The organism is Enterovirga rhinocerotis (assembly GCF_004363955.1).
Lineage (GTDB): Bacteria > Pseudomonadota > Alphaproteobacteria > Rhizobiales > Beijerinckiaceae > Enterovirga > Enterovirga rhinocerotis.
On the sequence record NZ_SNZR01000011.1, the window covers coordinates 2,012,882 to 2,032,336 of the forward strand.

11 protein-coding genes are annotated in these 19,455 nt (G+C 70.8%); 5 read left to right on the forward strand and 6 right to left on the reverse strand.

All coding sequences use genetic code 11. The features are described 5' to 3' along the window. Position 1: 1 nt before the first annotated feature. Together EV668_RS10280 and kdsA are read right to left on the reverse strand one after the other, a co-directional pair. Positions 2–1,207 (reverse strand): MFS transporter, encoded by a 1,206-nt coding sequence (locus tag EV668_RS10280; protein ID WP_133769645.1) that lies wholly within the window; start codon positions 1,205–1,207, stop codon positions 2–4. Continuing rightward, on the reverse strand, positions 1,204–2,073 hold the full coding sequence (gene kdsA / locus EV668_RS10285; RefSeq protein ID WP_133769646.1) for a 3-deoxy-8-phosphooctulonate synthase: 870 nt from the start codon (positions 2,071–2,073) through the stop codon (positions 1,204–1,206). The genes EV668_RS10280 and kdsA overlap by 4 nt, the downstream gene beginning before the upstream one ends. 240 nt (positions 2,074–2,313) lie before the next feature. Between kdsA and EV668_RS10290 the strand changes: the two genes are divergently transcribed. Then, positions 2,314–3,078: a GDSL-type esterase/lipase family protein gene (locus EV668_RS10290; RefSeq protein WP_245512990.1), complete on the forward strand. Its 765-nt coding sequence runs from the start codon at positions 2,314–2,316 to the stop codon at positions 3,076–3,078. Here the strand turns inward: EV668_RS10290 and EV668_RS10295 are convergent. The 3 genes from EV668_RS10295 to EV668_RS10305 all read right to left on the reverse strand — a co-directional run bounded on the left by EV668_RS10295 (position 3,056) and on the right by EV668_RS10305 (position 4,570). Then, complete coding sequence (locus EV668_RS10295) at positions 3,056–3,814, reverse strand: SDR family oxidoreductase (protein WP_133769647.1); 759 nt, start codon at positions 3,812–3,814, stop codon at positions 3,056–3,058. The two genes, EV668_RS10290 and EV668_RS10295, sit on opposite strands and share 23 nt — an antisense overlap. Before the next feature lie 5 nt (positions 3,815–3,819). Continuing rightward, the gene (locus tag EV668_RS10300; protein WP_133769648.1) at positions 3,820–4,140 is read right to left on the reverse strand and encodes a 2Fe-2S iron-sulfur cluster-binding protein; all 321 of its coding nucleotides are present in this window, start codon (positions 4,138–4,140) and stop codon (positions 3,820–3,822) included. 91 nt (positions 4,141–4,231) lie between these two features. Continuing rightward, positions 4,232–4,570 carry an Hpt domain-containing protein gene (locus tag EV668_RS10305; protein ID WP_133769649.1) on the reverse strand — a complete coding sequence of 113 codons (339 nt, stop codon included), beginning with the start codon at positions 4,568–4,570 and terminating at the stop codon, positions 4,232–4,234. A 305-nt stretch (positions 4,571–4,875) separates the two neighbouring features. Here EV668_RS10305 and EV668_RS10310 point away from each other — a divergent pair, with 305 nt between their 5' ends. Then, positions 4,876–14,334: an apolipoprotein A-IV repeat region-like domain-containing protein gene (locus tag EV668_RS10310; protein WP_133769650.1), complete on the forward strand. Its 9,459-nt coding sequence runs from the start codon at positions 4,876–4,878 to the stop codon at positions 14,332–14,334. A 216-nt stretch (positions 14,335–14,550) separates the two neighbouring features. Here the strand turns inward: EV668_RS10310 and EV668_RS10315 are convergent, their stop codons facing one another. After that, complete coding sequence (locus EV668_RS10315; RefSeq protein ID WP_133769651.1) at positions 14,551–16,056, reverse strand: Do family serine endopeptidase; 1,506 nt, start codon at positions 16,054–16,056, stop codon at positions 14,551–14,553. Positions 16,057–16,289: 233 nt separating this feature from the next. Here EV668_RS10315 and EV668_RS10320 point away from each other — a divergent pair, with 233 nt between their 5' ends. The 3 genes from EV668_RS10320 to EV668_RS10330 all read left to right on the forward strand — a co-directional run bounded on the left by EV668_RS10320 (position 16,290) and on the right by EV668_RS10330 (position 19,372). Then, positions 16,290–17,321, forward strand: coding sequence for a glycosyltransferase family 2 protein (locus EV668_RS10320; RefSeq protein WP_133769652.1), 1,032 nt, complete (start codon positions 16,290–16,292; stop codon positions 17,319–17,321). Continuing rightward, entirely contained in the window at positions 17,321–18,004 is a 684-nt protein-coding gene (locus EV668_RS10325; RefSeq protein WP_133769653.1) for a class I SAM-dependent methyltransferase, read from the forward strand. Before EV668_RS10320 ends, EV668_RS10325 begins: the two co-directional genes overlap by 1 nt. Before the next feature lie 81 nt (positions 18,005–18,085). Then, complete coding sequence (locus tag EV668_RS10330; protein ID WP_245512991.1) at positions 18,086–19,372, forward strand: multidrug effflux MFS transporter; 1,287 nt, start codon at positions 18,086–18,088, stop codon at positions 19,370–19,372. Positions 19,373–19,455: the final 83 nt, after the last annotated feature.

The following is a 19,455-nucleotide window of genomic DNA, read 5'->3' on the forward strand; positions in this document are numbered from 1 at the left end:
TTCAGCGGCCGGCCGGGCTCGCCGGTCGCGAGAGGACGTAGCCCGCGGTCAACCCGAGGACGACGAGGCCGCAGGCACAGGCGATCAAGGCCGTGGCCCGGCCCTGGCTGGCCAGAACCAGCCCGAACAGGACCGGGCCGAGCGCCTGACCGATGAAGAAACCGAAAGCGTGCAGGGACACGGCCGAGGCGCGGGCCGTCGGCACCATCTCGGTGATCTGCGTCTGGAACGAGTTGTGGAGCATGTAGAAGCCGATGCCGACCACGAACAGGCCGATCGCGGCCACCCAGGCCGGCAGCACCGGTGCGAGCGCGAGATAGCCGGCGCCGGCGATGAAGCCGGCGACGCGCAGCATCCGGAAGAGACCCAGCGTGTTCAGGAGCCAGCGCACGACCAGCGTGTAGAGGATGCCGCCGACCGCGAAGGCCGCGATGGCGATGCCCGCCTCGGTGGGACCGCCGGTGCCGGAGGCCTCCAGCATGGCCGCGATATAGGGGTGCACGCCGTAGACCAGGATGCCTTCCGCAAACACGAACAGGACCAGCCAGCGCACGCGCCCGATCGCGATGATGCTCCGGTAGCGCCGACCGGCCGAGGCGAAGCTGAGTTCGCCGCCGGCCGACCGGTAGCCCCGGAAGCCGATCAGCACCGCCACCGTCGACGCGGCGGTGAGCAGCGTCGCAAACAGGAACACCCCCCGCCAGCCGAACCCATCGGCCACCAAGCCTGCGCCGATCCCGCCGAGAAGCTGCCCCGTGAGGACCGCCGTCAGGAAGCGGCCGATCGCGACCTGGCGGTCGACCATCCGCACGCGGTCGCCGATCGTCGCGAGCCCCATCGGAATGATGCCGCCTGCGGCCATGCCGGAGAGCACGCGGAAGACGAAGAGCGTCGTCAGGTCCGGAGCGGCGGCGCAGGCGAGCGTCGTCACCGTCAGCACCACCATGATGATCTTCGTGACCAGCTCCTTGCCGAGCGCGTCCCCGATCGGGCCGAGCACGAGCTGGATCAGCGCGTAGGGCAGCGCATAGGCCGTCGACAGAAGCGCGACGCGCAGCGGATCGGCCTCGAGATCGCGCGCGATGACGGTGATCATCGGATCGACGAAACGCGTCGAGAGCGCCGAGGCGAAGCCGCAGACCGACAGGATCAGGATGGTCCGCCGGACCTCGGCGGGATCCGTCGAGGCCGCGGCGGGAGAGGTCACGCCACGCGGCCCTTCGTCGTCCCCTTGGCGATCGCGTCGAAGGCCACGAGCTGGTCGATGAGCGCCGGCAGTTCCTTCAGCGGCACCATGTTCGGGCCGTCCGAGGGCGCGTTGTCCGGATCCTCATGGGTCTCGATGAAGACCCCGGCGACGCCGACCGCGACCGCGGCCCGGGCAAGGACAGGCACGAATCGGCGCTCCCCGCCCGAGGTCGTCCCGCGCCCGCCCGGCTGCTGCACGGAATGGGTCGCGTCGAAGATCACCGGCGCGCCGGTCGTCTCCGCCATGATCGGCAGCGAGCGCATGTCGGAGACGAGCGTGTTGTAGCCGAAGGAGGCGCCGCGCTCCGTCACCATCACCCGGGCATTGCCCGTCGCGCGGAGCTTCGCGGCGACGTTCCCCATGTCCCAGGGCGCGAGGAACTGACCCTTCTTGACGTTCACCACCCGCCCGGTCTTCGCCGCCGCGATGAGGAGGTCGGTCTGACGGCAGAGGAAGGCCGGGATCTGGAGGATATCGGCCACCTCGCCCACGGGGGCGCATTGCTCGATCTCGTGGACATCCGTCGTGATCGGGAGGCCGAAGCGCTCCTTGACCTCGGCGAAGACCTCGACGGCCTTGGCGAGGCCGATCCCCCGAGGGCTCGCGACCGACGAGCGGTTCGCCTTGTCGAAGGAGGATTTGTAGACGAGGCCGATCCCGGCCTTGTCGGCGATCTCCTTGATCGCCTCCGCCATCTCGAGCGCGTGCTCGCGGCTCTCCATGGCGCAGGGCCCGGCGATCAGCGCCAGCGGCAGGCGGTTGCCGAAGCGGACGCCGCCGACCTCGACGACATCATCGGGACGGATGTTCTGAGTATCGGACATGGCGTTGCCTTAGTGAGTTCCCGTTTCGGCGGGAAGTGCGGCTGCTGCTTCCCTCCCACGCCGCCGTTGCATCGGCCGCGGCGTGAGAGATGCCCGGCCCATGTAGCCGGGCCCTTCATGTCGAAGCATATCGAAAAGAGGCGACGGGACATGACCGCCTCGCTCGGACGGGGGCGAGCATCGGGGCGGCAAGGGTGCGGGCGGCACGGGTGCGGGCGAACACCGACTGCGGCCACCGGCATGGAATTGGCTTTCGCCGTCTCCACCCATCGTCCCGACGCAGCTCCGGTCATGCCCTCGCCACGCCACCTCCTGCTCCTGGCCATGCTCGCCTTGGCCGCCACGCTCCTCGGCGGGCCGACCGAGGCCCGATCCTCGCGTCCGCTGAAGCTCGTCGTGCTCGGCGACAGCCTGAGTTCGGGCTTTCTCATCCCGCGCGCCCAGGCCTTTCCGGCCGTTCTCGAGGCAAGCCTCAAGCGTAGCGGCATCGACGTCACGGTCGTCGACGCCGCCGTCACCAACGATCCGAGCTGGGGCGGCCTCGCACGGCTGGACCGGGACGTCCCCGCCGACACGGACGGCGTGATCCTCGAACTCGGCGCCAACGACATGATCCGGATGACCTCGCCCCTCGCAACGCGGAACGCGCTGGAGCAGATCATCGCGCGGCTGCGCGCCCGCGGCATTCCGGTCCTGCTGGCAGGCTTCCGCATGCCCATCCCTTGGATGCATGACGCCGCCGGGTTCGAGCAGGTCTATCGCTCGCTCGCCCGGCGCTATCGGCTGATCGCGTATCCCGACTTCTATGCCGGCCTGTGGGCCGAGCCACGCTACCGGCTGATCGACGGCGTCCACCCCTCGCCGGAGGGCGTGCAACGGATCGTGGCCGGAATCCTGCCGACCGTCAGGCGGTTCGTGGGCGCCCTCCCCCGGAGCCGAGGCGCGGGCTTCCAGGCCGCCCGCCGCCCCGGGCGGACGGCGATCACCGCCCGCCGGACACTTTGAGCTTGGCGCCGCTGATATAGGACGCCGCATCCGACATCATGAACACGACGGCTTCCGCGATCTCCTCGGGCTCGCCGATGCGCTGAAGCGGGATATGCGGCCGTATCCGCTCGATGCGGCCCGCATCCTCGGTCGAGCGCTCGTGGATGTCGGTCATGGTCATGCCCGGTGCCACGGTGTTCACCCGGATACCGTCCGGTGCGAGCTCCTTCGACAATCCGATCGTCAGCGAATCCACCGCCCCCTTCGAGGCCGCGTACCAGACGTATTCGTTCGGGCTCCCGAACTCGGCCGCGACCGACGAGATGTTCACGATCGAGCCGCCCGGACCGCCGCGGCGGGTGGAGATGCGCCGAGCCGCCTCGCGCGCGACGAGGATCACGCCGGTGACATTGATGTCGATCGAGGAGCGGATGACGTCCGGCGAAGCCTCGGCGAGCGTGCTCGACTTGCCCGTGACGCCGGCATTGTTGACGAGATGCGCGATCGGACCGAGTTCCGCGGCGGCCTTGTCGAACAGCGCGACGATGTCGGCCTGGACCGCCATGTCCCCCTGGATGGCGCAGGCGCGGGCTCCCGCGGCGCGGCAATCGGCGACGACGCGCTCGGCGGCTTCGGCCTCGGAGCGATAATTCACCGCCACGTCGAAGCCGCGTGCGGCGGCGAGCCGCGAGACGGCAGCTCCGATGCCGCGGCTTCCTCCCGTGACGACGACGACGGGCCGGCTGTCTACCATGCTTCCTATCCCTGGCGCTCGGGTGTGTGAACGACCAGCCCGTCGAGCTCGGACGTGATCTTGATCTGGCACGACAGGCGCGAACTCGGCCGGAGGTCGGACGCGAAGTCGAGCATGTCCGTTTCCATATCCTCCGCCTGACCGACCTTGTCGAGCCAAGCGTCATCGACATAGACGTGACAGGTCGCGCAGGCGCAGGCACCGCCGCATTCCGCCTCGATGCCGGGGATGTCGTTCTTGACGGCCGCTTCCATCACGGTCCAGCCGGCCGGCGCATCGACGTCCCGCGACGCTCCGGCGACGTCGATGAAGGTGATTTTGGGCATTGTTTCTCCGCACGCCCGCGAGAGGAGCCGGGCGCTCGGGAGATTTAGGCGACGTTCGCCGCCTTGGCGAGGGTGTCTGTAACGAGTCCAATCACGCCGCGCGGGCCGCGAGATGGAGCGAGATCACCCGCTCCGTCGCCTCGATCGCGCGTCGGAGGTCGGCGCCGGACCGCGCTTCGCCAGCCATCGCCGCGAGTTCGACCAGCAATGCGACCTCGGAGATCCGCTGAGCCCCGAGTGAACTCGCCGCACCTCGCAGGCTGTGCGCCGCGTCCCGCCGGGCGATCAGGTCATCTTCCTGGACCAGCACCGGCAGAAGGGTCTTGCACTGGCCGAGGAACAGGCGGAGCAGGTCGCGCTCCAGCACCTCGTCTCCGAAGGTCTGCTGCCGGAGGAAGCCGAAATCCACAAGATCGGTATCACTGGTCATGGGCGGATCCGACTCGCGTCCGGCCGTGGATTCCGGCCAGGAAGGGGATCGCTCAAAACTTTCGCATTTTCGAGTCGAATCGAGCGACTTGCGGCCGGGTGGTTACTCAGGCGTTAACGACGTTCACAGCTCGCGCGGCCCATCGGGTTCCCTCCCCTGGCCTCCCGACCTAGACTGGCTATGGTAAACGCGGATTAACCTTTGTCCGCCGGGCCGTGTCTGAGGAGGCCGGTTCCGGGGGACGACGCGGCGCAGGTGCGAGCGCCGCCGATCGAGTTCCGCGCGTTGCGTCACCGAGGCGGCAGATGGCGATCGAACAGAAGCTCCCCCCTTCCAACCAGGCCGGGATCTCGGCCGTCGAACAGGCATTGTTCGACGGGCAGGACGGCACAACGGTCGCGGAGCCCGGGCGCACGCCGCCCGCTGAAATCATCTCGCCGGACACGACCTCCGTCGCCAACGACGACAGCCAGGACGTGGCGATCCTCACGCGCGCGCTGCTCGGCCGGCCCTCGGCCGGGGCCTATTGGGTCGCCGCGCTCGCGAGCATCGCCTGGCTCGCGGGCCTTGCCACCCTCGTCTGGTGGCGCGTCGCCCCCGGCGAGTTGCAGGCCTATGCGACGGGCCTGTCGCCGATCCAGATCGCGCTCGCGAGTGCGGTCGCCTTCGGTCCCGTCCTTCTCTTCTTCATCGCGGGGATGCTCGCGGTCCGCTCGCGGGAGATGCGCCTCGTCGCCCGCGCGGTCGGCGAGGTCGCGATCCGTCTCGCCAAGCCCGACGATTTCGCCTCGCGGGGCGTGATGTCCGTATCGCGCACCGTGCGGCGCGAGGTGGGCGCCGTCGGCGACGGCCTCGAACGCGCCCTCGCCCGTGCGGGTGAACTCGAGACGATGGTCCGCTCCGAGATCACGACGCTCGAGCGTGCCTATGCCGATAACGAGCACCGTATCCGCAGGCTGCTCGAGGAATTGACGGCGCAGCAGGATTCCGTCGTGCAGAACGCCGAGCGCATCCGCGCCGCGATCACCGACGCGCAGGGCAACCTGTCCGGGCAGCTCAACGAGAGCGGCGCCCGCATCATCGAGACGATCGAAGCCGCCGGATCGCGCGTGACGTCGAGCCTCGACAAGCGCTCGGACGATCTCAACCGCGCGCTGGAACGGGCTGCGAGCGGCCTCGTCACCGATCTGGGCGTGCGCGGCGCCGACATCGTCGAGCGGATCAGCGAGACCGCCGAGACGGTCAAGCGCGACGTCACGGCCGCCGGCGACGCCGTCACCGGCGCCCTCACCTCGAAGGCGGCCGACGTGACGGTCGCGTTCGAGCGCACGGGCGAGATCCTGACGCGCAGCCTCCAGGAAGGCGCGACGCGCGTCACCCGGACCCTGGCCGAGACCGGTACCGAGGTGATCGGCTCCCTCGTCGCCCAGGGCGGAGAGGCGCGCGCCTCGCTCGAGCGCGCCGCCCAGGCGCTCGAAAGCAACTTCGTCACGCGCACCAACGAGATCAACCTTCAGATCGCCCAGACCGGGCGGGACATCGAAAGCGGCATCGACGCCCGCACGAACGCCCTGCGCGAGACCATCGCCAAGACCGGCACCGGCATCGTCGACGAGATCACGACGCGGGGTTCGGCACTGCGCGACGAGATTTCGAGCGTCGGCACCGGCCTCGTCTCGGAGATCGTCCTTCGCGGCGGCGAGGCGCGCCAGGAAATGGAGCGGAGCGCGACCGCCCTGGTCGAGACCGTCACGGCCCGTTCGGCCGAGGTGCGGGACACGCTCGACGGCTCGACGAAGAGCTTCGTCGCCGGCATCGCGACCCAGCAGGATTCCGCGACCTCCGCGCTCGGCGCGCTGCGCGAGGAACTGCTCGGGCTGCTCGAACGCCAGAAGACCGACCTCACCACGAGCCTGTCGACGACCGGCCGCGAGGCGGCGGACCTCATCCGGACACGCGGCACCGAGGTGCGCTCGGAATTCGACGGCGCGATCGAGGCCCTCGCGACCACGATCGGCGGCCGCGGCCGCGACCTGACCGACGGCCTCAACCTCGCCGGCATCACCATCGCCGAAACGCTGCAGCAGCGGACCGAGGAGGCGAGAACCGGCATCGAGGAGACCGCCGGCCGCCTGACCGAAACCCTCTCGACGCAGACGCGCGAGCTCCTCGACGGCCTCTCCCGGATCGGCAGCGGCGTCGTCGACGAGATCCGCGGCCGCGGCAACGAGGTGACGACCGAGTTCCACGGCGCCGCCGCGGGCCTGACCGCCACGATCGCGACGCAGGGCCGCGAGCTGACCTCGACGCTGTCGGCGACCGGCGGCGGGATCGCCGAGGCGATCCGCCTCAAGGGCGAGGAAGCCCGCAGCGAGATGGAGGCGAGCGCCGCCCGCTTCAGCGAGACGCTGATCGTCGAGCGCCGCGGCTTGACGGAAAGCCTCGCGGCCACGGGCGCCAGCGTCGCCGAGGCCCTGCATCTGCGCGGCGAGGAAGCCCGCACCGGCATCGAGACGGCCGCGAGCCGCTTCAGCCAGACCCTGGCCGAGGAGAGCCGCACCGCGCGCGAGGGGCTCGACGCGATCGCCTCCACCCTGGCGGACGCGATCCGGCTGCGCAGCGAAGAGGCCAAGACGGGCTTCGCCACGGCGTCGACCGAACTCGCCGAGACGCTGGCGAGCGGCGGGCGCGCCCTCACCGAAACCCTGTCCTCGACCGGATCGACGGTCGCCGAGAGCATCCGCGCCCAGGGTGAAGGCGCCCGCGGCGCGATCGAGGAGGCCGGCCGCGGCGTCGCCGACGCGATCCAGAGCCACGGCACGGAGACGCGCGACCGGATCGCCACGGCCGGCGCGGCCGTCGCGCATGAGCTCGGGCTGCGCGGCAACGCCTTCGAATCGGCGCTTCAGAGCGTCTCCGCCGCCGTCTTCGAGGAGATCACACGCCGCGGGGACGATCTCGCGGGTCGCATCAAGCTCTCCGGGACCGGCGTGACCGCCGAGTTCGACCGCCTCGGCGCCGAGTTGCAGGAGCGCATCCAGACCGTCGGCAAGGTCAGCGGCGAGGACCTGTCGGCGCGCGGCTCGGAACTCACCGAGAAGCTCGACGAGGTCAGCCGTCGGATCGACGAGAGCATCCGCGTGCGTGGCGGCGCGCTCGAAACCAACCTCTCGGGCTTCGGCGAGAAGCTGAGCCATGCCCTCGACGCCCAGACGGCCGAGGCGCAGGGGGCGCTGAACACCACCATCGACAAGGTGGCCAACGAGCTGTCGCGGCGCCTGAGCGAGGCCGGCGGGACGGTCGATTCCCAGGCGCGCGAGATCGCCGAGGAACTCGCCCGCCGGACGGCGGAGACCAACGAGGCCCTGGCCAATACCGGGCGCGAGGTCGTGCGCGCCCTCGCCGGCCAGAGCATGAAGATCAACGAGATCCTCTCGACGACGGGCACGCGCCTCACCGACGCGCTCGCGACGCGCGGCAAGGAGGTCGACGACCTCGTCGGCGCCCGCCTCCTCAGCTTCGAGGAGCAGATCACCGCCCGCGGCCGCAGCCTCGAGGAGACCCTGTCGGCCCGTCTTGCCGGCTTCGAGGAGACCGTCGTCGGCCGGGGCAAGGCGCTCGACGATACGCTGGGCGCCCATCTGACGGCGTTCGAGGAGACGGTCGGCACCCGTGGCGGCGCCCTGTCGGAGCGCCTGTCGCGCGACGTCGCCGCGCTGACGGAGCAGCTCAACGCCCGGCTCGAGGACATGAACCGGATCGTCTCCGTCGACGGCGTCAAGCTGTCCGAGGGGCTGATCGCCCAGGCGCGCGCGACGCAGGAGGCGCTGCAGGCAGGCCTCGTGAGCCTCGATCGCCACGCGACCGAGCGCACCGAGCAGGTCGGCCGTTCGCTCGAGGCCGTCACCGGCCAGCTCGAGCAGCGCATCGCCGCCCGCACCACCGCCCTCAACGAGGCGCTCGTCGAGCGCACCCGCGAAATGGCGCGCGTTCTCGTCGAGAACGGGCGCGAGATGGCTGCCGGCCTCAAGGCCAATGCCGAGGCCGTGGGCCAGAACATCGAGGCGCTTACCCTCCGCATCAACGAGACCATCGGCGACCATGCTGGCGGGCTCGACCGGAAGGCGAAGGAACTTGCCGAGCTTCTCGCCACCAGCTCGCGCGACCTGCACGAGATGCTGCGGGATCAGTCCGAGCAGATCACGCGCGACGTGGTCGCCCGGACCTCCGCCATCCGGGCGGCGCTCGAAGGCAAGGCCGAAGAGATCGAGGAGGCGCTGGGATCGCGGGCCGACCGCATCTCCGCCACGCTGGAGAACAGCCTCGGGCAGCTCGAGACGCGCGTCGTCGCGCCGCTCGGCGTCACCGCGCTGACGATCGACGAGCGTGGCCGCGTGCTCGACCAGACGATCGGCCAGCAGGCGACGTCCCTCACATCCGCGCTCCAGAACCACGAGCGCGAGGTCGAGGCTGCGATGACCAGCCACGCCCGCAGCCTGATCGAGGCGATCGACGAGCGCAGCCGCGCCCTCGTCGAGCTGCTCGACGCCAGGACCGAAGCCTTCGGGACGACGACGCAGGAGCGCGCCACCGCCCTCGCCTCCCTCGCCGACGAGAAGCGCCTCGCGCTCGCCGCCGGGATCGACGAAGCCGGCCGCTCCGTCTTCGCCACGCTCGGCGCGCGGATGACGGACCTCACCGCCCTGCTCGACCAGCGCGGCAAGGGCCTCGCCGACCTGCTCGACGAGCGCAGCCAGACGTTCGGGGAACGCTCGGCCGACCTCACGGCGACGATCGACCGGGCCACCGAGAACCTCGTCGCGGTGCTGGATGGCCGCCTGAAGGGCTTCACCGGCACGATCGACGACCGCACCACCGGCCTCGCGGCCATGATCGACGAGCAGAGCGCCGGCTTCGCCGATCTCGTCTCGCGCCGTGGCCAGGAGATGATCGCGACGCTCGGCAACCGGACCTCGGAAGCGGTCCAGCTGCTCGACCAGCGCACGAGCGCGCTCGCCGATCTCGTCTCGCAGCGCGGCGGCGAGGTGGCGGACCTGCTCCAGAGCCGCGGCCAGGCGGTCATCGGCACGCTCGGCAATCAGGCGACGGAGATCGCCACCCTCTTCGCCGACCGCACGTCCGGCCTCGAATCGATGCTGGAGAGCGGTTCGGCCTCGCTGGCCGACCGGATCGAACGGGCAGGCCGGGAAGCGGCCTCCCGCATCGAATCGCAGGCCGGGGCGGCCGAAATCGCCTTCGACACGCATACCGCGCGGCTCACCGCCCTCATCGAGGAGCGCGGAACCACCGCCTCGTCGCTCATCGGCCAGCGCGGCCACGAGGCCCTCTCCGCCTTCACCGCCCAGACGGGCGCGGCGGCAGACCTCCTCGAAGACCGGATGGCGAAGCTCGGGCTCATCCTCGAGACGCGCGGCAACGGTCTCGTCGAGATCGTCGCCCGGCAGGGGCTCGGCATCACGACGACCCTCGGAGGCCAGATCGCCGAGGTCGCGCGCCTGTTCGACCAGGGGAACGCGGAGTTCCGCACGCTGATCGAAGAGCGCTCGCCGGCCCTCGTCGAGGACCTGCGCCAGCGTGGCGACACGATCGCGGCGATCCTGGACGAGCGGATCGGGACTGTTGCCCGTCTCTTCGACGAGAAGGGTGCCAACCTCGCCGGCCGGTTCGAACTGCATGGCCGGGGCTTCGCCGAGCGCGTCGACGCGCAGGTGATCGAGCTGGATCGCGCCATCGATACCGGCAGCGCGAGGCTGGGCACGCTGCTCGCCTCGGCCCGCGAGGAGATCGCCGGCGCGCTGAGCGGCCATAGCGCGACGGTGCGCGACGCCATGCAGGGCTCGCTGGCCGAGATCGGCCGCCTGTTCGGCCAGGACGGCCTCGCCGCCGTCGAAGGCCTGAAGCGCCACGGCGACGCCGTCAGCGCGACCCTCGGCAACCGCATCGCCGAGGTGACGGACCTGTTCGAGAAGGGCGCGCAGCGCTTCTCGACGCTGATGGGCGACCAGGGAGGCCAGCTGCTCGCCGGCCTGACCGGCCAGGGAGAAGCGGTCACGGCCCGGATCGAGGAGCAGATGACGGAGCTGTCGCGTCTCTTCGACGAGCGCGGCGGCGAGACGCTGGCGGCGCTGTCCGGCCGCGGCGAGACCGTCACGCGGGACCTCGACGCCAGGATCGCGGACCTGACCCGTCTCTTCGAGGAGGGAGGCCGCAAGGCCGCCGACGGTCTCACCCGCCAGGGCGCGCTCGCCTCGACCTCGATCGGCAACCAGATCAAGGCTCTGGCGGCCCTTCTCGGCGAAGGCAGCGCGCAGCTCGCGACCCTGCTCGACGAGCGCGGCCGCGCGGCGGCCGAGGGCCTCGACAGCCAGGGCTCGACGATCCAGACCGCCCTGGACGGGCGCATCGCCGAGCTGTCCAAGCTTCTCGACACGGGCGCGGCCCGGATCGGCGAGGTGCTTCAGCGGCGTGGTGCGTCGGTCGTCGAAGGACTGGCCCAGCACGGCTCCCAGATCGACGCGGCATTCGCCGATCACTTCGCCAAGGCCGCCGAGCGCCTGGAAGCGGGAACCACCCGGATCGGCGACCTCCTGCAGCAGCGCGGCGACACCATCGTCGAGGGGCTGGCGCAGACGGGCGCACAGATCGACGGGACGCTGTCGGAGCATTTCGCCAAGCTGGCGGACATGCTGGAGATGCGCAGCTCGCAAGTCGGCGACCTCCTGCAGCAGCGCGGAGACGCGGTCGTGGGCGGCCTCGCCCGCCAGGGGGCCCAGATCGACGCCGCCCTCACGGGCCAGATCGCCGAGGTCGGCAAGCTCTTCGAGACCGAATCCACCAGGGTCGCGGCCTTGATCGAGGAGCGCGGACGGACCGCGACGGACGGGATCACCCGCCAGGGCGCGCTGATCACGGCCTCGCTCGGCGGCCAGATCGCGGAGGTGTCCGATCTCCTCGACACGGGGACGAACCGCATCACGATGCTGCTCGGCGAGCGCGGCGGCGAACTCGTCCGCACGCTCACGCGCCGCACCGAGGCCGTCTCGGGCGAACTCGACAAGCGGCTCGCGGAGGTCACTCAGGCCTTCGAGGAGCGCGGCGGCGAAGCCATGCGCGGACTCTCGGCGCAGGGCGAGGCGGTCGTCACCGAGATCGGGACCCGGCTCGCCGAACTGTCCCGCGTCTTCGACGAACAGGGCGGGCAGGCTGCCCGGACGCTGACGGTGCAGGGCGAAGCGGCCTCCAAGCAGATCGGCGCCCGGATGGCCGAGGCGGCGCGTCTGTTCGATACCGCGAGCACGGCCTTCACGCGGCTCTTCGACGAGCGGGGCGGCGGCCTCGCCCGGACGATCGACGAGCAGGGCCGTGTCGTGTCCGGCTCGATCGAGGCGGCCGTCGGGCGTCTCGGCGAGACGTTCGCGGCTCGGATGGAGGCGTTCGGCAGCCTGGTCGACAAGGGTGGCAGCACCCTCGCCGAGGAGATCGGCCGGCGCGGCCAGGCGGTCATCGCGACCCTCGGCAACCAGGTCGCCGAGGTGAGCCAGATCCTCGAGCGCCAGGCCGGCGCGATCGGCGAGAAGACCGAGGCCGCATCGCAGCTCATGGACGAGCGTGCGACCGCCTTCACGGACCTCCTCGACCGGCGCACCGCGACCCTCGGCTCGATCCTCGAACGCCGGAGCGACTCGATCGCCCTGACGCTCGGCAAGCAGATGGCCGACCTGTCGGAGCTGTTCGAGAAGCGGACGGCGGAGTTCACCGCCGTCGTCGAGACACGCGGCACGGCCGCGGCATCGCTGATCGGCAGCCACACGCAGGCCATCGCCGGTGCGATCGACCAGGGCAGCCGCTCGGCCGCCGAACGGCTGGACCGGGGAACGGACGCGCTGCGCTCGCTGCTCGACGACCGCACCGCCACCCTGCGCGAACTCGTGGAGGAGCGCGGGGTCTCCGTCGCGGCCGCCATCGAGCAGCGCGGCAAGGAGATCGCCGACGTCATCAGGACGGAGGGCGACGATCTCGCCGGCTCGCTCGATCGCAGGACCGAGAGCCTGAGGAGCCTCGTGGTCGACCGCGGCGACGCGCTGACATCGGCGATCGCGGCGAAGTCCGACGGACTCGCGGCGAACCTGAACCAGGTCGCGGACCGCGTCAGCGGATTGCTCAGCGAACGCGGGGACGAGATCCTCGAGAAGCTGCGCACGCGCCTCGCCGAGATCGGATCGCAATACACGGGCTCGGTCGAAGCTCTTCGGACGAGCGTCGAGGACCGCACCCAGGAGGCGATCGGCAACCTCGTCTCGGCCCAGGACAACCTGCGCAACGAGTTCCAGTCGATCATCCGCCGGCTGGGCGAGGCCAACGGGCTCGTCCAGCACGTCTCCTCGGAGGCGCAGGGCAATCTCGAGGCGATCGAGGACGGCCTCGCCGGCCGCATCCACCAGCTCCAGAGCCTGCTGTCCGACGTCACCAACGAGACGACGCGGGCGGCGGATCTCCTGTCGGATCAGGTCGGCGCGCTGAAACAGGCTTCGGGCGGCGCTTTGCGGGAGGTCTCGACCCTCGTCGGGCAGCTCGACACGAGCGGGCGCGCCCTTGCCGAGGGCACGCGCGTCCAGCTCGCCGCGCTCGATACGGCGACCACCGACCTCGGGACGGTGGAAGCGCGCATGACGACGGCCCTGGTCGAGCGTCAGGCGAGCCTCGCCTCGCTCCTCGACGCGGTCGACCAGCGGGCGCGGAGCTTCTCGGACGAGACCCGCAAGCTCGCCGCACTCCTGTCGGAGACGATCGGCGACGCCGAGGACAGGGCCGCCGCGGTCCGGACGGCCCTCGCCTCGGGCGCGGACAGCGCCTCGGCCTCGCTCACCCGCGAGTTCGAGCGGCTGCGCAGCCATTCGAACGAGGAGGTCGAGCGGTCGGTCGCGGAGCTGCGCCATCTGTTCGAGGACCTCAACGGCGAGATGGCCCAGCGGATCGAGCGGGCGCTCGAAGGCTTCCGGCACGCTGCCGGCGACCTGCGCGGCATGACGGGCACGATCCAGGAGGAGCTCGAGCGCACCCGCTCCGAGCTGCGCCAGGGCGTGGTCGGCCTGCCGGCCGAGACGGAGGCCGCGGCAGCCGAGATGCGCCGCGTCGTGGCGGAGCAGATCAAGGCGCTCAGTGAACTCAGCGCCCTCGTCTCCCGCTCGAATCGCGGCCACGACGTCGCGATCTCGCGCGGCCGCACCGAGACGCCCGAGCCGGCTCCCATTCCCGCTCCCGTGCCCGCCCGGCCCGAACCCGCGGCGCCGGCTGCAAAACCCGCCCGGACCGAGGGCGGACGCGGGCGGCTCGCCGCGGCGGTCGATGCCTCGCGCGAAGAGGGACGGCGGGCGCAACCCGCTGCCAAGCCGGAGCCCCGGCGCGTGCGCTCGCTCGACACGATCTCGAGCGACCTCGCGGGCCTGATCGACGGCGACGAGGCGCTTCGGCTCTGGGAACGGCACCGGCTCGGCGACGAGGCCGTCTTCACGGCCGACCTGTACGGTCCGCGCGGCCGGGACATCTTCGAGGAGGTGCAGGCGAGCTACGAGGCGGACAAGGGCTTCCGCGAGACGGTCGACCGCTATGTCGGCGAGTTCGAGCGGCTGCTGGACGGCCTGCCGGGCTATGCCAACGGCGAGGAGATGCGGCGCGCCTATCTGGGCTCGGACACGGGACGGGTCTTCCTCGTCCTCGCCCATGCGAGCGGCCGGATCGGCTGACCCTCGGCCTGGAGCACGCTGCTGTTTCACGGACACAACAGCGTGCTCTGAGTCATTGTCGGAGCGCGCTGTTACCGGAAGGCCAGCTTCCGGTTCTCAGCGGCACGCTCCAGCGACCGCATCGCCCAACGAAATCGGGGCGGGACCTTTCGGTCCCGCCCCTTTTTGCTCCCCTCTGGAGCAACCAGCCGTCTTGCGGACGGCCGGTCCCTGCGGTCAGCCCGCGTTGGGCGACAATGCGATCGCGACGAAGCGCGTGCCGTCGCGGCTCTTGACCCGCATCAGCACCGCCTTGCGGCCATCGGCCCGCGCCGCCTTGATGCCGTCCGCGACGTCCGAGGGATCGCGGACCGTCTTGCCGCCGACCTCGACGATGATGTCGCCCTCGCGGATCCCCCGGCCGGCGGCCGGTCCGTCCGGATCGACGTTCATCACCGCGACGCCATCCTCGCCGCGCGGAGCGGGCGCGAGCTGGAGGCCGAGCCGCAGCGAGCCGCGCTCGACGCCGCCCCGGTCGCCGAGGCTGGCGCTACGCTGCTCGGGCAGCTCGCCGAGCTGGACCTCGGTCGTCCGCTCCCGGCCGTCGCGCAGATAGACCACGTCCACCTTGCTGCCCGGCTTGAGCCCGGCGATGCGGCGGCTGAGGTCCCGCGCATCGGCGACCGACTGGCCGTTCACCGAGACGAGCACGTCGCCGGAGCGGAGGCCGGCCTTGGCGGCGGGCGTTCCGGGCTCGGTCGAGTTGATCAGCGCGCCCTTGGTGCGGTCGATCCCGAGGCCCTCGGCGAGGTCCTTCGTCATCGGCTGGATCTGGACGCCGAGGAAGCCGCGGCTGACCGAGCCGTGATCCTTCAGCTGCGCAACGACCGATTCCACCGTGGCGGCCGGGATCGCGAAGGCGAGTCCGACGCTGCCGCCCGAGGGGGAGGCGATCGCGGTGTTCACGCCGACGACTTCGCCCCGGAGGTTGAAGGTCGGGCCGCCGGAATTGCCGCGGTTGATCGAGGCGTCGATCTGCAGGAAGTCGTCATAAGGACCCGCGCCGATGTCGCGGCCGCGGGCCGAGACGATGCCGGAGGTCACGGTGCCGCCGAGGCCGAAGGGGTTGCCGATCGCGACGACCCAGTCGCCGACGCGGGGCTGCGCCGGGGCAAGCTTGACGAAGGGGTACGTCCCCGCTTCCTCGACCTTGAGCAGCGCGAGGTCGCTCTTCGGATCCGAGCCGATGACCTTGGCCTTCAGCGTCCGACCGTCATCGGTCGTCACCTCGACCTGGCTCGCCTTCTGGACGACGTGGTTGTTCGTGACGACGAAGCCGTCGGCCGAGATGAAGAAGCCCGAGCCCTGCGACTGGCCGCGGCGCGGCGCCTGGCGGCGGGGGCCACCTTCGGAGCGGTCGCTGAAGCGGTCGCCGAACAGTTCGCGGAGCTGCGGCGGCAGCCGCTCCATGCGCGATCCCATGCCGCCCTCGTCGGAGGCGGTCTCGATCATGACCTTGACCGACACGACAGCCGGCTTCACCGCATCGACGACATCCGCGAAGGAGGCCGGCGCCTGGGACTGGGACTGCGGCGAGACGGTGATGGGCGCCTGGGCGAAGGCGGGATGGCCTTCGAGAACCGCGGCGCCGACGGCGCCGGACGCGACGATGGCGACGGCCGCTGCCGAGGCGAGCGCCTTGCGGCGCAGAGAGGACGAACCGGACTGACCCGTGGACGACATGAGTGGCTCCTTCTGAAACTCTGGCCGGTTCCCTGGGGCATCCGGCGATGGAGCCAATATGGACACGCCGCGTGAAGCCGCTCTGGAGCCAGGATTAAAGTTTGTTCAGGTGGGCGGACGCCGAAAGGCCGAGATCGCGCCGATCAGCTCGTCGAGAGCGGCCCCATCCCGCAACCCGGCCTTAACCATGACCCGGCAAGCTCCGCGCAAACCGCCGCCGTGAGCCTTTGTCCATGCCGATCGCCGACCCAGAGCGGCCCGTCTACAGCCTCGTCGTCCCGATCTTCAACGAAGAGGCCGTGCTGCCCATCCTGCTGCATCGGCTCGATACCCTGCTGCCGAAGCTCGACGGGCCGGCCGAGGTGATCATCGTCGACGACGGCAGCCGCGATGCCGGCTCGATCGTGGCCGCCGCCCGCGCGCGGGACGACAGCCGCTTCCGCTACCTCGCACTGTCGCGCAATTTCGGCCACCAGGTCGCCATCACGGCCGGGATGGACGTCGCGCGCGGCGATGCGGTGATCGTCATGGATGCCGACCTCCAGGACCCGCCGGAGATCGTCCTCCGGCTCGCCGAAACCTGGCGTCAGGGTCACGAGATCGTCTATGCGCAGAGGCTGTCCCGCCAGGGCGAGACGCGCTTCAAGCGCTTGACCGCGCGTCTGTTCTACGGGCTCCTGCGGCGCCTGACGGCGGTCGACATTCCCGAAAACGTCGGTGATTTCCGCCTCGTCGACCGCAAGGCCATCGATGCCTTCAAGGCGATGCCCGAGCGAGACCGCTTCGTGCGCGGCATGTTCGGCTGGATGGGCTTCCGCCAGGCGGCCGTGCCCTACCATCGCGAGCCCCGGGCCGCCGGCGAGACGCATTACCCGCTCGGAAAGATGATCCGCCTCGCCTTCGACGGCATCGTCTCGTTCTCGGACGTGCCGCTGCGGCTCGCGCTCTGGCTCGGCACCGGCGTCTCGGCGGCGGCGCTGCTCTTCGGCGGCTGGGTCGTGTGGGAGGCGATGCACCAGGCCGGCTTCGTCGCGGGCTGGGCCTCGACGGTCGTGCTGCTTTCGCTGCTCTCGGGCGTGAACCTGCTGATGACGGGGATCGTCGGGCTCTATGTCGGGCGCATCCATGCCGAGGTGAAGAACCGCCCGCTCTACGTCGTCGGCCGCGCCGTCGGCTTCGAGCGCGACGAGGCGGCCTCGACCGATGGGGAATCGGCCCGCTATGTCGGGCCGCGGACCTCGGGCCCCGCGCTTCGGATCGCCTGATGGCCGCGCCTTTCGACAGCTACAGCGCGACTTACGACGACGTCGTCCAGCGCTCGATCGCCTTCTCGGGCGTCAGGCACGAGGTCTTCCTCCTCGCCAAGGTGCGCGAACTGGCCGGCATCTTCGAGCGGCATTTCGGCCCTCGGCCGCCGGATCTTCTCGATGTCGGCTGCGGCATCGGCGCGATGCACGAGCCGCTGCAGCCGATCACGCGCAGCCTCTCGGGCTGCGATCTGTCCGCCGATTGCCTCGCGACGGCCCGCCAGCGGCATCCCGCGATCGATTATCGCGCCCAGGACGGGAACGACCTCCCCTGGCCCGATGCCTCCTTCGACGCGACGCTGGCGGTGTGCGTGTTCCACCACGTTCCGCCCGCGGAGCGACGCGCCCTGCTCGGCCAGATGGCCCGCGTGACGCGGCCGGACGGCCTGGTGCTGCTGATCGAGCACAATCCCTGGAACCCGCTGACCCGCCTCGCGGTCGCGCGCTGCGATCTCGACGACGACGCGATCCTGCTGCGTGCGGGCGAAAGCCGCCGCCTCCTTCGCGAGGCCGGGCTTCGGGACGTCCGAAGCCACCATTTCCTCCTCGCGCCGAGCGCCGCACGCTGGGCGGGCATGTGCGAGGCACCCTTCCGCGCCCTGCCCCTCGGCGCCCAATACGTCGCCTTCGGCCGGGTCTGACCGGCAACGCATCCGACACGTCGCATCCCTGGGATGCCCGATCGGCTATGCTCCCCGCCGGCTCGGGCCACCGGAGTGACCATGGATACGGGACAGCAAGAGACGAGCCGGGGGCAACCCGGCCGGCCGAACCCGGGCTTTGCCGAGTTCGTCACCATCACCGCGCTGATGATGGGCGTCACCGCCTTCGCGGTCGACGGCATCCTGCCCGCCTTCCCGATCCTCGGGCGCGATTTCGACGTCGCCGATCCGAACCGGCTGCAGCTCGTCGTCTACGTCTACATGCTCGGCTTCGGCTTCGCGCAGCTGATCTATGGGCCGGCCTCCGACGTCTTCGGGCGGCGGCGCGCCTATCTCGCGGGGCTCGGCATCTTCCTGCTCGGCTGCGTGCTGTCGCTGTTCGCGACCGACCTCAACACGCTCCTCGCAGCCCGGTTTGTGCAGGGCATCGGCGCGGCCTCGGGACGCGTGCTGTCGGTCGCCATCGTGCGTGACCGGTTCGCGGGCCGCGAGATGGCCCGCGTGATGTCGATCAACATGGGCATCTTCATCACGGTGCCGATCTTCGCCCCGGCCATCGGCAGCGTCATCCTGCTGGCCTCCGGCCGGCAAGGGCTGTTCGTCGCGATGCTGCTCGCGGGGCTCGCGCTCGGCTTCTGGTTCCTGCGGCGGATGCCCGAGACGCTGGCGCCGGAGCACAAGATGCCCTTCTCGGCCGCCCGCATCCTGCGCGCCATGGGCACGGTCGCGACGAACCGGATCACCGTCGGCTACGCCACCGCGGTCGGCCTCATGTTCGGCTGCGTGATGGCGATGGTCGGTTCCTCGCAGCAGATCTTCACCGAGACCTTCGGCCTCGGCCACCTCTTCCCGCTCGCCTTCGCGCTGGTCGCGAGCGCGCAGGGCGTGGCCGCCATCGTCAACTCGGCCCTGGTCGGCCGCTTCGGCATGAGGCGGATCTCGCATCTCAGCGTCGTGGTGCTGACGACGCTCGGCCTGCTGCAACTCATCTTCGCGTGGTCTTTCGACGGGCGGCCGCCGCTGCTCCTGTTCGGCCTGATCCTGGCCTGTTCGCAGTTCCTGCTCGGCCTCGCCTTTCCCAACTTCAACGCGCTCGCCATGGAACCCCTCGGGCGCGTCGCCGGGACGGGCTCCTCCCTGGTCGGGGTCTATACGACCGTGATGGGCTCGCTCTGCGGACTCGCCATCGGCGCGGCTTTCGACGGCACGGTCCTGCCGATCACGGCGGGCTATCTCGCTCTGACGATCGCCGCGCTCGCCGTCATTCTCGTCACCGAGCGCGGGCGCCTGTTCGGCGCCCATCACTCGGCCGCGCCGGGGGGCTCCCCTCCGACGGGTGGAACCTGACCGGGAAGAAGATTCTCCGCGCCGGCCGATCTTTGGAACGAAGCGCGCTTGGCTTGTCGGGCCGCCCCCGCTAACCGGTCGGG

Coding starts and splice junctions, on each gene's coding strand:
- kdsA (WP_133769646.1), bottom strand. CDS start 2,073: ATGTCCGATACTCAGAACATCCGTCCCGATGATGTCGTCGAGGTCGGC.
- EV668_RS10290 (WP_245512990.1), top strand. CDS start 2,314: ATGGAATTGGCTTTCGCCGTCTCCACCCATCGTCCCGACGCAGCTCCG.
- EV668_RS10295 (WP_133769647.1), bottom strand. CDS start 3,814: ATGGTAGACAGCCGGCCCGTCGTCGTCGTCACGGGAGGAAGCCGCGGC.
- EV668_RS10300 (WP_133769648.1), bottom strand. CDS start 4,140: ATGCCCAAAATCACCTTCATCGACGTCGCCGGAGCGTCGCGGGACGTC.
- EV668_RS10305 (WP_133769649.1), bottom strand. CDS start 4,570: ATGACCAGTGATACCGATCTTGTGGATTTCGGCTTCCTCCGGCAGCAG.
- EV668_RS10310 (WP_133769650.1), top strand. CDS start 4,876: ATGGCGATCGAACAGAAGCTCCCCCCTTCCAACCAGGCCGGGATCTCG.
- EV668_RS10315 (WP_133769651.1), bottom strand. CDS start 16,056: ATGTCGTCCACGGGTCAGTCCGGTTCGTCCTCTCTGCGCCGCAAGGCG.
- EV668_RS10320 (WP_133769652.1), top strand. CDS start 16,290: ATGCCGATCGCCGACCCAGAGCGGCCCGTCTACAGCCTCGTCGTCCCG.
- EV668_RS10325 (WP_133769653.1), top strand. CDS start 17,321: ATGGCCGCGCCTTTCGACAGCTACAGCGCGACTTACGACGACGTCGTC.
- EV668_RS10330 (WP_245512991.1), top strand. CDS start 18,086: ATGGATACGGGACAGCAAGAGACGAGCCGGGGGCAACCCGGCCGGCCG.